Below are 14,798 nucleotides of genomic sequence, written 5' to 3'. Positions count from 1 at the left end.
ACGTCCGCCGCAGTCTTCCCATTTCAGCAGCCGCGTGTTAGTCTCGCGGCATAATGCACACGAAAATCCTGCTGGTGCTCGGCCTTGGCTTTTGGGCCTGCCTTCCTTCCTCTCTCCGGGCAGAAAGCGCCGCTGAACTGCTGGACCGCGCGATCTGGTGGCCGGGGGACTACGGGCAGTTGTGCCGGGACGATGATTCAGTGGGCAGCTTCGGTTCGGTGCCGCTACGCTACGGCACATTAATCCACCAGGAGTATTTCTTGTCGGCGGACACTCTCGCTCAGTTGTCCACCCGAAGGAAGGAAATCGTGGAGGAGCTGGGGCTGCGTTTGAAGACTTTCCACTGGGAGAACATTCCGCCAGCGCCTCCCGTCAGTGAGGAGGTGCGAAAGCTCGCGGCGGGAGTGGAAAACCTTCGCGGGCAGCAGGGCGAACCGATTGCTCTCCCGGGACCGCGCACGTTTGACAATCCACGCGCTTTGGGCGGCACCATGCTGCGCATCATGGAGGCGCTGCAGACGGTGGAGTTGCTGCCCGAGCTGCTGCGCCTGGAGGAGGAGCTGGGCCAGATCAATGACAAAGCCCAAAGCACATCCTACGACCCCTTCCGCAACAATGGTGGGGCGCCGATAGCCTCCCTTCCCAACATCAATACCGGCGACGAGTTTCTTGGCCAGTGGGAGGCGGAAGACTCCACTGAAAAGGACCAGCCCAATCGCGACGCCGTTGTGAAATGGAAACAGCAGCTCTTCAAAAACCGCGTGTTCCAGCGGGAAATGCTGGGCGTCTGCCTGGGCATGCTGGAGAAAAAAGGATATGCTCCTCTGCTGCGCGACTCGCTGACCGCCCGCCTGCATGCGCTGGGCGCGAATCGTCATCCTCCCGGCCTGCTGCCCGACAGCAAGGATGTGCTGGATGATGCACGCCGTCTGGTGCGGGATTTTATAGCAGGGAAGGAGCCTCCCGCCGCCAAGGTGGATGGGGTCGCGCTGCTGGAGGAATCCATCGCCAGCCCTGGCTCCTTCAGCCAGATGTGCGTCAGGATGCCGGAAATTCCCCTGAATGCGCCGTTGCCTGCCATGTCCGCCCTTGCGCCGCGGCACTACAATCTCGGCGGGTACAGTCTGATCCGCCTGCTGGCTTACCGCGATGTCGTCTTGCCGGTGCTCGTCGGCCGGATTCAGGAGCTTAAAATCGCGGCTCCCGCTCCTGAGAAAAAAACCGCCACCCGCGATGTTTCCGAGCGCATCCGCAGCGGGCAGACGAGCACGGAGTTCGGCCCGCTCATTTTCCAAGTGGTGGAACATCTGAACGCCGTCGAGTGCCTGCCGGGACTCCTGCGCCTGGAGCAGCAGCTTCATGATCTGGTGGCTGCGGCGGAGAAGGATGCGAAAGTCGCAGTCCCACTGCTGCGCCTGGACTCGCCTTTTGGTTGGAGCCCAGTTGAACGTGAGAGGGCCCTCCAATCCTGCCGCATTTACCAGCGGGAAATGCTCGGCCTCATGCACACGCTGCTGATGCAGGAAGGCTATCCGCCCATGAGGGATTCTGCCTTGGAAAAGTCCATGAGGGAGGCCGGGCGCGCCGCCTTTCGCAGAGAGCACGCGGCGGAGGTGGCGAAGTTCACCTCCTACGAGCAAATTCCCAGCTACCTGCGGAGTGATGTCGTCTGGGACGAGGTCAAAAGAAAAGCCGAGATCTCCGAAGACGCCTCGTATGCTGTGGGGGTGCCCTATTCCGAGGCCGTGCGGGACGAAGTGCTGAAGCTGACGCAACGGTTTCTCCAGGAAGTGCCGCCAGAAAAGCGCAAGGCCGCGGATGGCATGCCCCTCCCTTGGTATTCCAGCCTGTTCCGCAAATGAGCCGCTGCCTCCTGCCGCTCACGTTCCTTTTCGGGATCGCCTTCCTGCTGCTGCCTCATGCAGTGATGGCGGCAGAAGCGGAGGACGCCCACGCGAAAGCCCCGGCGGTGGTCGAGGGGAAAAACGGCCACCGCTTTGTCGTCATCCCCGCGGGCGAGCACGCGCTGGGCGGGCAGGATTCCCGGCGCAATCCACCGCGCCATGTGCGCCTGGCGGCCTTCGAGATTGCGGAGGCGGAAACCACCAACGCTCAGTTTGCCGCCTTCGTGGCCGCGACTCATTACGTCACGGACGCGGAGCGCACCGGCTTTGGCAAAGTGGCCGTGGAAGGCATGGAGGATTGGGCCTGGGAGCAAGTGAAGGGCGCGCACTGGCGCAAGCCCATGGGCGGTCATGGCCCGGGCTGGGAGGAGATCCCAAACCACCCCGTGACGCAGATCAGCGGCGCGGATGCCCTGGCGTATTGCCAGTGGCTCGGCGCGCGCCTGCCCACGCTGGATGAGTGGGAGGCCGCCGCGCGCGCCGGCACCGGCACGCTCTATCCCTGGGGGGAGAAGTTTGACGCCAAACGGGCCAACATCTGGAACGGCGGCAGCCACCTGAAAAACACCCTGGAGGACACCTTTCTCTACACCGCGCCGGTGAAGTCCTTCCCGCCCAATGCCTGGGGATTGTACGACGTCATCGGCAACGTCTTCGAATACTGCGCAGGTTTGCCACCCGACGTCGAAGCCGGTGACGAGCAGCGTCTGGTGGCCGGACGCGGCGGCTCCTGGTGGTGCTCCGCGGGGACCTGCTCTTTCTACAATCTGGTGGACATCGGCCGCATGGACCGGCACGGCTCTCTTTCGAACCAGGGATTTCGAGTGGCGCGGTAACAGGGGGGCTGCGCATGAATGGAGCGCCTGAGTATGAGGAATAGAATTTGGCGTCTTGGAATGCCTCCGCTGTACAAAATGCCATAAGGGATGACGAGGGGGCAGCGCCGAAACTTCAACCGTTTCAACTATTTCAACGCCTGGATATACGCGAACAGTCCGCCAGGTGGGAAGTCACATCCCTCCGGCATGTCGGCAGGGCTTACCGATTAACACCGGCAAAAAGCCTGGCTGTAACAGAATACTCCCTCCCGTGGCTGACCGCTTCATGCGTAAGCCCTGGGTGGCCTGCTGCCTCCCCAACTCCCGGCTGGACATGCCAGCGCAGCAATGCCAAGTGAGGGGCACCCATGGCCATCCAAGCTTTCCGACCCGTTCTCATCACCCGCAACACCTGCCGCATCTGCGGCTCACGCAGCCTGACGCCGGTCGTCAGCCTTGGAGACCAGTTCATCGGCGGAGTGCTGGCCAGCGCGGATGGCAGCGCGCTCATCAAGCGCAAGGTGCCGCTGGACCTGGTGCGCTGCGATCCCTCGATCGATGAAAACGCCTGCGGTCTGGTGCAGATGCGCCACTCCGTGCCGCCGAAGGTGCTCTACCACCGCTACTACTACGAGTCCGGCATCAACCAGTCCATGATCGACAACCTCACCGGCATCACCGCGCTGGTGGAGGAAACCGTGAAGCTGCGCGCCAGGGACATCGTGCTCGACATCGGCTGCAACGACGGCACGCTGCTTTCCAGTTACAAGACCCAGGGCCTTCGCCACATCGGCATCGACCCCTCAGACGTGGCCCTCAAGGCGCGCGCCAAAGGCTTTGAAGTGGTGAACGACTTCTTCACCGCACGCGCCTTCCGCAGTGTGCACACCACGGAGAAGGCCCGCGTGGTCACCAGCATCTCCATGTTCTACGACCTGGAGAACCCCCACGCCTTTGTGCAGGACATCGCCGATGTGCTGGCCACGGACGGCATCTGGATCCTCGAGCAGAGCTACCTGCCCGCCATGCTGGACATCAACAGCTTCGACACCATCTGCCACGAGCATTTGGAATACTACTCTCTTGCCGTGCTGGAGCGCCTGTTTGGCGACCACGGCCTCGAAGTTATCGATGTGCATCTCAACGACGTGAACGGCGGCAGCTTCCGCCTCGTCGTGGCGAATGCAGGGCAGGTGAAGCCTTCCCCTGAAGCCGCCGCGCGTGTGCAGGAGCTGCGCATCCGCGAATTCGAAATGGCGCTGGATTCCGACGCCCCTTACGCCGTCTTCCGCGACAACATCGAGCGCATTCGTGTGGATCTCACCGCTTTCCTGGAAAAGGCGAAGGCCGAGGGCAAGGTGGTGCACGGCTACGGCGCCTCCACCAAGGGCAGCACCACGTTGCAGTTCTGCAATGTCACCCCGGACCTCGTTCCCTTCATTGCCGACCGCAACCCGATCAAGTGGGGCAGCTACACCATCGGCACCCACATCAAAATCATCTCCGAAGAGGAATCCCGCGCCGCCAAGCCGGACTACTACCTCGTGCTCCCCTGGCACTTCATGCCCGAGTTCCTCAAGCGCGAGCAGGACTTCCTGGCCCGCGGCGGCAAATTCGTCGTCCCCATGCCCCAGGTACATCTGGTAGGCTAAGTACGATGGACACTCCTGTCCGTCGCCCAGCGCTTTCGCCAGAGTCCTCGATTTTCAAACTCACAGACTGTGCCGCAACATCAGCGGCATGGCTCTCAAGGCGCGCCGCACCACGGTAAATCGTAAGTTAGCATGTCACGGTAGATCCTGGATTGTCAGGGCCGCCGAGGCTTGGCGAGAGACGGGCGAAGTCAATCCGTCATGCCCGCATCTCACTGTGACAAGTTCGGCATGTTGTTGGGGTGGGCGTGGCAAGCATCCTGCTGCATTGTCAACTTTGACGGCCCTCACCTAAATAGGTGAGGCCTCTCACATGGACCCATCCTGACGCGACGAGTATTTTTCCAAACAATCAACAAGATCAAAACTCCTTTCCCCCTGAGCCACGTCTCCGCCACCCGCAATGTCCTCCTTTTCTCCGCCCAAAGATGTTCTGAAGTTTCTGAAAACCAGAAATGTGCAGGGGACGCGCGCGATCCTGCTGGCGGACCAGCAGGTGGAAGGAATGGCGGTTTTCAACGGTGGTGACCCCAGTTTGACGAGCGGGGGAACGTTTTTCCCAAGCAAAGTCTCGCTCTCGATTGCCGGCAGGCAGCGCAGCCAGTTGCTCCTGGCGAAATCCCGCATCGTGCTGAACGTGATCCTCTCTCCGCAACCGGCAGATGAGATCCCCGTGCAGCATTTTCCCTTCGAGGTGGCGGCCTGGGAATCTTTGGAGCAAATACACGCGCCGTAAGATAACTGCGCTGTAGAGGCACGAGGCCTTCTGGAGCCGCTGGGAGCTCCATGTTTAGCGCGAGATCCATGGGGCGCCGGAAGGGCGGGTGCAGCCGGGAGGGCGTGTCCGCATCCGCACACTTCGGCATAAGAACGCGGAACCCAGTTGAATCCCACGCCCGGCGTGCTCGTCTAGCCACACAGTCACCGTATGGAAGAAGAGAAGTCTGAGCCGCCCATGTCCAACCGCAGCGCCCTGCGCCGCCTGCTGGCGTTTGCACGCGGCCACTGGCGCATCGCGCTGGGGCAGTTCGCCCTCGCGCTGGCCGGCACCTGCCTCATCTTCGTCTTTCCCGGCGTGGTGCGCTGGTTCATGGACGAGATCATCCCGCAGCGGCGCAGCGATCTCATCTGGCGCGCCGGCGGCCTGGCCCTGCTCGCCTTCACGCTGCGGGAGGGCCTGTTTTACCTGCGCACCCGGGTGAACTGCACCTTCGAGCAACGCATGATCACTGACCTGCGCAGCCAGCTTCACCGCAAGATCGCCCTCCTCCCCCTGCGCTGGTTTGACCACCAGAGCACCGGCGACATCCTCACCAAGCTCGCTGACGACGTGCCCGCCACGCAGCGCGTGATTCTGGAAGGCATCGAGCAGGGCAGCACCGCCGTGCTGCAGATCCTCATCACCGCCATCGTCATGCTGGTGGCGGATGCCAAGCTCGCGTTGCTCGTGCTCGCGCCAACGCCCTTCATTGCCGCCGGCGGCTGGATCTACTCCCGCTGGGTCTCCCCCCGCGCCACCGCCGCGCGTGAGGCCACCAGCGCGCTGAACGCCACCCTGCACGACACCATCACCGGCATCCGCCAGATCAAGAGCTTCACCGCCGAAGAGACGCGGCAGTGGCGCTTTCTCGCCGCCAGCCAGCGCCTCAAAGAAAAGCAGACCCGCCTCATGGCTGCATGGGCCTTCTACGCGCCGTCCATGACGCTGCTGGGAAATGCGGGGCTCGTGCTCCTGCTCATGGCCGGCTCCTGGTGGTGCGTGAAAGGCAGCATGACACCCGGTCAGCTCATGGAGTTTCTTCTCCTCGTCGGCTTTCTCTACGAACCCATCGCCCGTCTGCACGGCGTCAATCAAACACTGCTGAACGGCCTCTCCGCCGCCAAGCGCGTCTTCGCCATTCTCGACAAGGAAACCGAGGAGGACCTCGATGCCGGCCAGACCCTCAGCACCGTTCGCGGTGAGGTTGCCTTCAGCGCCGTCACCTTCAGCTACCGCGCGGACAAGCCCGTGCTGCAGGACATCACGCTGCGCGCCGCCCATCATCAAACCATCGCCATCGTCGGCGCCACTGGCTCCGGCAAGAGCACCCTCTTCCAGCTCCTCGCCCGCTTTTACGATCCGCAAAGCGGCAGCATTACGCTCGATGGCACCCCCGTTCAGCAGCTCAGCAAACGCTTCCTGCGCCAGTCCCTCGCCTACGTCACGCAGGAGGCCTTCCTCTTCGCCGGAACGGTGCGGGACAATCTCCTCATCGGCAAACCCACCGCCACCGACGAAGAACTCTGGGCCGCCCTGCGCGACGCCTGCGCCGAAGACTTCGTGCGGCGCATCCCCGAAGGCCTCGATGCCGAGGTGGGCGAGCGCGGCGTCCTCCTCAGCGGCGGCGAGCGCCAACGCCTCGCCCTGGCCCGCGCCTTCCTCAAGGACGCCCCCATCCTCCTCCTCGATGAAGCCACCTCCGCCGTCGATGTGAAGTCCGAGCACCTCATCCAGACCGCCCTCGCCAAACTCCGCGCCAACCGCACCAGCCTCATCATCGCCCACCGCCTCAGCACCATCATCGAGGCCGACGTCATCTACGTCCTCCACCAGGGCCGCATCCTCGCCAGCGGCACCCACGAAGAGCTGCTGCAACAATCCCCCTACTACCGCGAAATGGCCGCCCTGGCCTTCGATGAAGGGAAGTGAGGTCAAGAGATCATCAAGAGATCATCAAGAGATCATCAAGAGATCAAGCCCCGGATGACTACCCCTGCTTTGACGAGTCATACAACACGGCGGTTCCGAATCCTTGCGCCTGGTGGATCCGAACTCTCTTGAGTCCGCATTTGAAAAAATAGTCGGCCAGCTTCGTGACCAGTTTCTTTTGCTCTTTCTCTCCAAGGTCCGCCTTTGCCAGCGTGATGCAGACGAATTTCCCCTTGCCCTGCTCCTTCCAAAAAGATTCGAGTTCGTCCAGGGAGAATGTCACGGGATGCCTGACACCGTTCTCGACGCGGCCAATCATGATGTCCAGTTTGCCGTCATGGTCATAGATGGCGCGAAAATCAGCCAGTCTTTCCTGTTCAAAAGCATCCGCATCGGCCGCATCACCCCCGGCCTTTTCTTTGCCCCATGCAGGTTCAAGAAAACAAAAAGATGCCGCTGCCGCTAGAACTGAGAACAGGCTGGGATGCTTCATGCTGGTTCAATTTCGCCGCATGCTGCGCGTTGTAACAGCACTATTTGCACACGTCCAGACACCAACGCAAAAACGCCTGACCGCTTTCACGATCAGGCGTTCTGCAATTCGATGAATCAGTTCAGCTCAAACTCAGTTCGCACGGCCGAGGTACGTGCCGTCTTCGGTCTTGACACTGATCTTGTCGCCAGGGCCGATGAAGAGGGGGACCTGCACGCGCATTCCGGACTCCGTGGTGGCTTCCTTGTACACGTTGTTGGCGGAGTCGCCCTTCACACCGGCGGGGCTGTCGGTGACGGTCATGATGATGTTCGCGGGCAGTTCGATGCCGGCGACGACGTCGTCCGCGAAGACGACGAGGTACTTCTGGCCTTCGATGAGGTAGCCGCGGGTCTTGGCGTCCAGCTTGTCCTCGCCGATGAGCACGTCTTCAAACGTCTCGGGGTGGATGAAGTGGTAGCCGTCGCCGTCCTTGTAGCTGAATTCGTGGCTGTCTTTGACGAGGTTCACGGACTCGAGCGACTCGTTGGAGGTCATGCGCAGGTTGTACATCTTGCCGATGGTGATGCTGCGGACGGACATCTGCACGAACGAGGCCATGCGCGGCGGCGTCTTGAGTTCGGTGTCGGTGACGACACAGACGTCGTTGTTATAGCGGACGGCGTGTCCCTTGCGGAGGTTGATGACTGGGGTGGCTGGCATAAGAAGAGCCTGCTTTCATGGCGAGTTTGGCGGGTTTTGCAAGCGCTGGTTCACGGTCTCGCGGGAGGGAAAGCATCCCCCGGCGAACGGATTGGAACCGCATTGCTTTTATTTTTTTTAAGAGGAGGGTCGGAATGCCATGAAAGCAAATCCATCCTCTCTCTCCGGCAAAGCCGGATTTTGTCTCCTCGGTGCAACCGCCATTCTGACCCTCGCCAGTTGCGACCCCGCCTTTTTCGGCCCGGGCTACGGCGGCGGCGGTTACTCCTACGCTCCGGCCTACAACCGCAGCAACTACACCTACTATCCCAAGTACCGCACCTACTACCACCCGCAGACGAACATGTACCATTACCACAATGGTTCATCCTGGGTCTCCAGCCCGCATCCGTACGGCGTGAATCACACGGTCATCCGCAGCTCCCCCTCCGTGCCGCTCTACCTGAACAGCCATCCGCAGTACCACCACAACAACGTCCAGCAGCAGTACCCGCACCACTGGAATGGTTCCCACAACAACAACTGGCACCACTAGGCGGCAGGTGTTGAGAAAGTCAGGAGGTCAGGGCCCGTCAAGCCTCGGGCCTTGACCCTCTCCTGACCCTTTTGACGAGTTCTTGCCCGCTTCCCGCTTCTCGTTAGCTCAAGGCAAGTGCGCCGCCCTCGCAGAGCTCCTTCTTGCCGAAGGTCTGCAGATTGTGCCCCATGCCCTGCGCCACGGCCATCCACAGGCGGTTGTGGGCCGCCTTGTCAAACTTCAGGCTGCGGCCCATCTTGAAGCCGCACCCGCCGCCGATCATGATGTAGGGAATGTTGTCCAGCGTGTGGCTGTTGCCCTTGCCGAGCTCATTGGTCCACACCAGCAGCGTGTTGTCCAGCATGCTGCCGCCGCCGGTGGCCTCGGGTGTCTCGCTCAGGCGCTGCGCCAGGTAGGCAAATTCTCCGGCAAACCAGGTGTTGATCTTGAGCAGCTTTTCGTAGCTCTCCTTCTTGTCGTCCGGATCGTGAGAGAGGGAATGGTGCCCCTCCTCCACGCCCAGCCAGCGCATCTGCGCCATGCCCACGCTGCGCATGTACTGCAGTGTGCCCACTCGCGCCATGTCATTGGCCAGAGAGTTGACCAGCAGGTCGATCTGGATGCGGCTGATCTGCGGCGTGTTGTCATTCACCAGCTCGATGCTGGGGTCCACCTGCGGCACGGGGTGGGCCAGCTTGCCCTGCTTGTCTGCCTCGGCCAAATCCTGCTCCATGCTGCGCACCAGCGTCATGTGCTGGTCCAGCAGCGCCTTGTCACGCGCGCTGAGCTTTGAGGACACACGCTTCAAATCTTCGCGCACATCATCCAGAATGCTCACGAGGCTGTCCTTGTCCTTCATCCGGCCGTAGACCTTCTTCAGAATCTGGTGCGGATCATCAATCGGCGCCACGGGCTGGTTTCCACCCGCATAGCACATGCGCGTCCACGGGTCCGCGCGCTCCGGCACCGCCACCCCAAACTCCAGCGAGCCAAAGCGCGTCTTCGTCTCCGCCCGGCTCTGCAGGAAGTTTTTGATCTCCTGGTCAATGGAAATGCTGCTGGCCCAGCCCGCCGGATTGCCGCCGCCGCCCATGATGTTGCCCTTCAGCAGCTCATCACAGGTGAGCAGGCAGCTCATGCCTCGCATGTGGCTGTCGCCATCGCCCTTCACCTTGTTGGCGATCCCGTGCAGAATCAGCATCTTCTCCTTGAACGCTTCCAGCGGCTTCAGGATGGACTTGAAGCTGAAGTCCGTGCCCTCCTGGTCCGGCCAGAACTCATTCGGCAGCGTCCCGTTCGGCGAAAACATGATGATCAGCCGCTGCTTCCTCTGCGGTGCCGGCGCCCCAGTGATGCTCGGGAGCCCGGCAAGAAACGGCAGCGCCCCGGCGGAAATGCCGAGATCACGGAGAAATTGACGACGATGAAGGTGTTTCATGGGGAAGTTACAGTGCCGTGCTCTACGAAGCCGACAACATTAATACACCGCAGAAACGTCCATCTAGCTGCGAGCATTTATGATTTACGATTTACAACGCGGAGCAGAGGCCACGCAGCGGCGGCCTGGGCTCCTCTTCGGCAAATCATAAATCAAAAATCGTAAATCATAAATCCGCCCGCCTCACTCCAGCTCCTTGAGTTGGATATGCCGGTACTCCATCACGCCGCGGTCTCCTTCCAGGCCGATGGGGCCGGTGGCGGGGAGTTTGAGGGCGTCTTCGAGGACTTCGCCGTTGCAGGTGCAGTGAGCCACGCCGTCTTTCACAGTGACTTCGATCTGGTTCCACTCCTGCGGCTTGTACTTTTTCAGCTCCTTGTACGGGCCGGCCACGAGGTAGTCGCGGCACTGGAGCTGGGGCTTGCGGATGAAGATGCCGCTGTCTGCATTGACGCTGGCGCGGAATTCGAGCTTGAGCACAAAATTCTTGGGAAACTCCGCTACGGTGTAGATCTGCCCGGTGAGCTTGTCCATCTCCGTGGGGAAGGTCACGGCGATGACGCCGTCCTTCACGATGTAGCGGCCCGCATCAGCGGCCTCCGTCTTGCCATCGTGCTTGGCGGTGATGGCGCCGGGGTTGGGATCGTCCTTCTTGGTCTTTTCGCGGAAGCACCAGCCGGTGAGGTCCTTGCCATTGAAGAGCGAGGTGAAGCCCGCCTCCGGCTGCCAGTCTTCGGCATGCAGTGTGGAAAGCGAGAGTGCGGCGAGGAGGAGTGCGGCGATGTGTTTCATGGTTGGAATGTCGGAAGTGACAGAACGCTGCGCGCGCAGATTTCAGTCAGAATGATTTCAGTCACGTCGCAAGCTGTTCATGAGCTGGGCGATCTCCGCCTCCACTTCATCCTTGGATGTGACGGTCTGCAGCACCTCGTCCTCCAGCAGCGTGCGGTAGTCGCGCAGCAGCCGCAGCAGTGCGGTGCGCAGAGCGGGTTCGGTCATCGTCAGTGTGGCGGCCAGTTGCGCCGCATCATGTCCGCGCAGGCTGCCGCCGCTGAGCAGCACCGGCCGCAAAGTGGTGAACACGGGGAGCTTTTTCCGCTTCTGATAATCCGCCTGCAGGCGCAGCAGCACACGCTGGAGGAGTTGCTCACACCACTGCCGGTCAAAAACCACATCGGGTGCATGATGCGAGGCCGCCAGCTCGCGCTGGTAGCGCTGTTCGAGTTTCGGATCGAGCGCGAACCGTGTGCAATCCACGGACAGTTCACGCTCCGCGCGCCTGCTTTCCTGCTGGTGCCGGGTGATGAGGAAGCGCTGGAGCGATTTGGCGAGGAAGGTGCGCAGCCGGCCCTTCTCCTGCTCCATGTCTTCGAACGCCTCCAGCCGCAGCAGCTTGGCGAAGAAGTCATGCAGCGCATCCTGGGCATCGTGGTGCGGCAGGCCGCGCTGGCGGATGAAACAGTACAGCGGGTAGTGGTACTGCGTGCAGAGATCATCCAGCGCGCGTGCGCTCACCCCGGCATCCTTATTGCGCAGTCGCGCTACCAGCGTCCACTCCGTGGTGGGAAATGTGCCGTCGCCTTTTTTGAGGGAAGTGGTCATGAGGTCGGGTGCCTGCCGGTGTCGCTGGCGGCCGGCAGTTCACCGCGCAGGTGGTGCGGCATTGAGGGCGGGCTTGTCCAGCGGCACATACTCCACATGGCGAAACCAGCCGTCCTTTGTGGTGTAGAGCTTGAGGCCGCCGGCGCCGGGGATGGAGCGGTCATGCACGATGCCGAGCACGCGGCCTTCCGCGGAAGCGGTGATCTGGTCCCCGACGATGCGCAACTCCAGCGGCAGCCACTCGTCGGTCCGGTAGGCGCGGGAAAGTGGCCACCCGCCGAGCTGCTTTTGGGAGCCATTGACCACCACTGCGAGAGCCACCTTGGTGCGGTCAGAACTCAGGCCGAGTTTGTAATGGGTGTCGCTCGTGGCATCATTGCCGGTGCAGCGAGCGTTGATCTGCGGGGTCAAAGAGTCGGCACTCATGAGCACTTCGGCGCGCAGGACCACATCCGTGAGCCGCACATCGTAGGTTATCAGAGCGCCCTTATTCGGGATGTGAATGGCTCCGGCCTCCCAACGCGCGGATGGGTGATCAGGAAAGCTTCCCGGCGTGTCCCAAAGCTTGATGGCGGCAGGTTCAGCGGTGGCATTGGAAGGCGCGGAGCCATCCAGATGCAGCACCTCCAGGGCTTTGATCCGAACCGGAGCCCCGCTGCCAGAGCTGATGCCGGTTCCCACGCCCACGCCAAGCATTCCCTCGGCATACGTTTCGTCCGTCACCGTGCCAAGGATCTCGCCGTTGAGCTTCGCGGTCAGCGTCCTGCCAGTCGCACGCAGTTCCAGTTCATAGTCCTGCCCTGGCTGCAGCTTCTCCTTCAGAGCAAACACGCGGTGTTCGGTGGTTGTTTTCGTGATGTTGCTGAAGCTCGTCAGCACGATCTGGCTGTCGCTGCGGGCTTGGAGCATGTAGGCACCTTGGTCATCGATCAAGCGCACTCGCAGCTGAGGGCGGATGTCTCCAAAGGTCCACAACATGCGGATAGCACCGTCCCGGTCTCGTTTTTGGCTGGGAGATGGATGCACCGAGCACTTCCCCTTGAGTTTCAGCCCCTCTGGAACGCGCTCGGCCTCACCTGACAGACGCAGCCCCGCGCTCTCTGGCAAGACGTTCTGCCACGGCTCGGAGGACGGTGACAAGGTCCTGGCTCCTGTGCTGGGGGCGGTGGGAGAGGCAACCGAGGGGGCATCCGCCTCCAGAAGCTTGAGCGCCTCGCCTTCAGACACGCCATCCAACGGCAGGTATTCGAGGTTGCGAAACTGACCTGACATGAGTTGCAGGTAGCCTGTTTCCTGGCCCTCCGGCGAGTGGCCGACGGGCAGTATCGGCACGCCTGCCAGGCTGGCCAGAGAGGCGTCTCCCACCACGGCGAATTCAAAGGGCACCCACTCTTTCTCCGCATCCATCCCCGGGGGGTACTTGGCACGGGTCAGCGGGATGTATTCCCTCTCAGCCGGTGTGTCCGCCTTGGGGCGGTTTAACTGAAGCAGCACGAGTGCCGGATTCAGCACCAGACTGCGGCTGGCTTTCGAGGTGTGGTTTCCTGACGGGGCCATGGTTCCATTCCGCACGGCGACCTGAAGAGGCTCAGTGCTTCCTGCGATCCGTTTGAGTTCGCCGCGCACGCCGATGTTCCGTCCCTGCACCTGCCAGAAGGAGAGTCCTTTCGTGACCGTCCACTCCCCCTCCGCATTGATCGATGCATCACTGCTGGCTAGAAACTTGGCGTCTGGTGCCGGCAGCTTTTTCCAGAGCGGAGTCGCTGCCTTGGGTGGTGCCGCTCCCGGCGCGGGCGCGGTGACCGGCGTGCTTTTGAAAGTGAAAAACACTCCCGTTCCCAGCACGATCAACGTCACTACGGTGATGCGCACGGCGCGGGCGCGCTTGCCCGCTACTCCTTTTGCGGCGGCACCGGGTGCAGGACCAGGGCGGTCATGAGACTCCGCGTTGTCACGTGAGACTCGCTCCACGTCCGCCTTGATTTCCGTGGCGGTGCTGTAGCGCTGATCGCGGTCGGTCTGCATGGCCTTGTCCACGATGGCGTCGAAGCCTTGGCTGACCATGGGCATCACGGCGCTGGGGGCTTCAAAGCGGCCACGGGGTACTCTGCCGGTGAGCATCTGGTAGAGCATGACGCCCACGGCGTAGAGATCGGCGCGCTGATCCACCGGCATGCCGGGGATGAAGGACTCCGGGGCGATGAAGTCGGGCGTACCCATGGCCATGTTGCTCTGGGTGACGAGGGTGGCGTCCGTGCTGGTGGCCTTCGCCAGGCCGAAGTCCGCCACCTTCACGCGACCGCGGCGGTCAATCATGATGTTGGCGGGTTTGATGTCGCGGTGAATGATGCCCTCCTCATGCGCGAAGGCGAGCGCCTCGCACACGGCGGTGATGATCGGCACGGTGCGCTGGAGATCGAGCCTGCTCTCGCTGGCGATGAGCTGCGCCAGATCCGTGCCCTCGATGTACTCCATCACGAAATAGAGAAGGCCGCCGGATGTCTCTCCGGCATCAAACACAGCCACAATGTTCGGGTGACTGAGCCGCGCCATGGATTGCGCCTCATGCTTGAAGCGCATGGCATACTGCATGTCTCCATCCTCAATCTCGGGCGGCAGCACCTTGATGGCGACCGGGCGCTTGAGCGCCTTCTGCGTGCCGCGATACACCGCACCCATGCCGCCACGGGCGATGAAGGCGCTGATCTCGTACTGGGGCAGCATCTTCTGCAGTTCCTCCACGCTGGGCGGCTGCCAGCCGCGCAGCTCACGCGTCACGCCGCCAGCGACTGCTGCGAACATGCCCTGCATGACTGATGGGGTTAACCGCTGAGTCGGCACGTCCGTGTCGGGTGGAATGGGGGAGTCCGGCGGGCTTGTCGCGTCCATGCCCTGCATGACTTCACGTTCATCCGGTCTCTAGCAAGCCTCGTGTGCGGAAAAAATCACCACCCGGTGCGGAAACCCTGTCACAAACTCAATT

At 61.9% G+C, this 14,798-nt stretch carries 12 protein-coding genes; 6 read left to right on the top strand and 6 right to left on the bottom strand.

Annotated features, from left to right (window positions below):
- Nucleotides 1-53: 53 nt before the first annotated feature.
- The 5 genes from ACILSQ_RS29820 (at nucleotide 54) to ACILSQ_RS29800 (ending at nucleotide 7,063) form a co-directional block, all read left to right on the top strand.
- Nucleotides 54-1,862, top strand: coding sequence for a hypothetical protein (locus tag ACILSQ_RS29820; RefSeq protein WP_395747356.1), 1,809 nt, complete (start codon nucleotides 54-56; stop codon nucleotides 1,860-1,862).
- Nucleotides 1,859-2,740, top strand: a complete 882-nt coding sequence (locus ACILSQ_RS29815; RefSeq protein ID WP_395747355.1) for a formylglycine-generating enzyme family protein — start codon at nucleotides 1,859-1,861, stop codon at nucleotides 2,738-2,740. Before ACILSQ_RS29820 ends, ACILSQ_RS29815 begins: the two co-directional genes overlap by 4 nt.
- Before the next feature lie 350 nt (nucleotides 2,741-3,090).
- Entirely contained in the window at nucleotides 3,091-4,374 is a 1,284-nt protein-coding gene (locus ACILSQ_RS29810; RefSeq protein ID WP_395747354.1) for a class I SAM-dependent methyltransferase, read from the top strand.
- 403 nt (nucleotides 4,375-4,777) lie between these two features.
- A complete protein-coding gene (locus ACILSQ_RS29805) occupies nucleotides 4,778-5,110 on the top strand; it encodes a hypothetical protein (RefSeq protein WP_395747353.1) in 333 nt (110 codons plus the stop codon).
- A 219-nt stretch (nucleotides 5,111-5,329) separates the two neighbouring features.
- On the top strand, nucleotides 5,330-7,063 hold the full coding sequence (locus ACILSQ_RS29800; RefSeq protein ID WP_395747352.1) for an ABC transporter ATP-binding protein: 1,734 nt from the start codon (nucleotides 5,330-5,332) through the stop codon (nucleotides 7,061-7,063).
- Between the two features lie 58 nt (nucleotides 7,064-7,121).
- On the opposite strand, the gene ACILSQ_RS29795 is transcribed toward ACILSQ_RS29800, so the two are convergent.
- Nucleotides 7,122-7,556 carry a hypothetical protein gene (locus tag ACILSQ_RS29795; protein WP_395747351.1) on the bottom strand — a complete coding sequence of 145 codons (435 nt, stop codon included), beginning with the start codon at nucleotides 7,554-7,556 and terminating at the stop codon, nucleotides 7,122-7,124.
- Nucleotides 7,557-7,688: 132 nt separating this feature from the next.
- Entirely contained in the window at nucleotides 7,689-8,258 is a 570-nt protein-coding gene (locus tag ACILSQ_RS29790; RefSeq protein ID WP_395747350.1) for an elongation factor P, read from the bottom strand.
- Nucleotides 8,259-8,397: 139 nt separating this feature from the next.
- Between ACILSQ_RS29790 and ACILSQ_RS29785 the strand changes: the two genes are divergently transcribed.
- Nucleotides 8,398-8,793 (top strand): hypothetical protein, encoded by a 396-nt coding sequence (locus tag ACILSQ_RS29785; protein WP_395747349.1) that lies wholly within the window; start codon nucleotides 8,398-8,400, stop codon nucleotides 8,791-8,793.
- Between the two features lie 103 nt (nucleotides 8,794-8,896).
- Here the strand turns inward: ACILSQ_RS29785 and ACILSQ_RS29780 are convergent, their stop codons facing one another.
- The 4 genes from ACILSQ_RS29780 to ACILSQ_RS29765 form a co-directional block, all read right to left on the bottom strand.
- Nucleotides 8,897-10,213, bottom strand: a complete 1,317-nt coding sequence (locus ACILSQ_RS29780) for a DUF1552 domain-containing protein (RefSeq protein WP_395747348.1) — start codon at nucleotides 10,211-10,213, stop codon at nucleotides 8,897-8,899.
- 183 nt (nucleotides 10,214-10,396) lie between these two features.
- The gene (locus ACILSQ_RS29775) at nucleotides 10,397-11,005 is read right to left on the bottom strand and encodes a DUF1080 domain-containing protein (RefSeq protein ID WP_395747347.1); all 609 of its coding nucleotides are present in this window, start codon (nucleotides 11,003-11,005) and stop codon (nucleotides 10,397-10,399) included.
- Nucleotides 11,006-11,062: 57 nt separating this feature from the next.
- Nucleotides 11,063-11,815 (bottom strand): hypothetical protein, encoded by a 753-nt coding sequence (locus tag ACILSQ_RS29770; protein WP_395747346.1) that lies wholly within the window; start codon nucleotides 11,813-11,815, stop codon nucleotides 11,063-11,065.
- A gap of 39 nt (nucleotides 11,816-11,854) precedes the next feature.
- Nucleotides 11,855-14,617 carry a serine/threonine-protein kinase gene (locus ACILSQ_RS29765; RefSeq protein WP_395747345.1) on the bottom strand — a complete coding sequence of 921 codons (2,763 nt, stop codon included), beginning with the start codon at nucleotides 14,615-14,617 and terminating at the stop codon, nucleotides 11,855-11,857.
- Between the last annotated feature and the right edge of the window lie 181 nt (nucleotides 14,618-14,798).

Origin of the sequence: Prosthecobacter sp., assembly GCF_044227185.1 — a bacterium.
Taxonomy (GTDB): domain Bacteria; phylum Verrucomicrobiota; class Verrucomicrobiia; order Verrucomicrobiales; family Verrucomicrobiaceae; genus Prosthecobacter.
The sequence above is the reverse complement of the archived record's forward strand: the minus strand, read 5'-3'. Positions and strand labels throughout refer to the sequence as shown.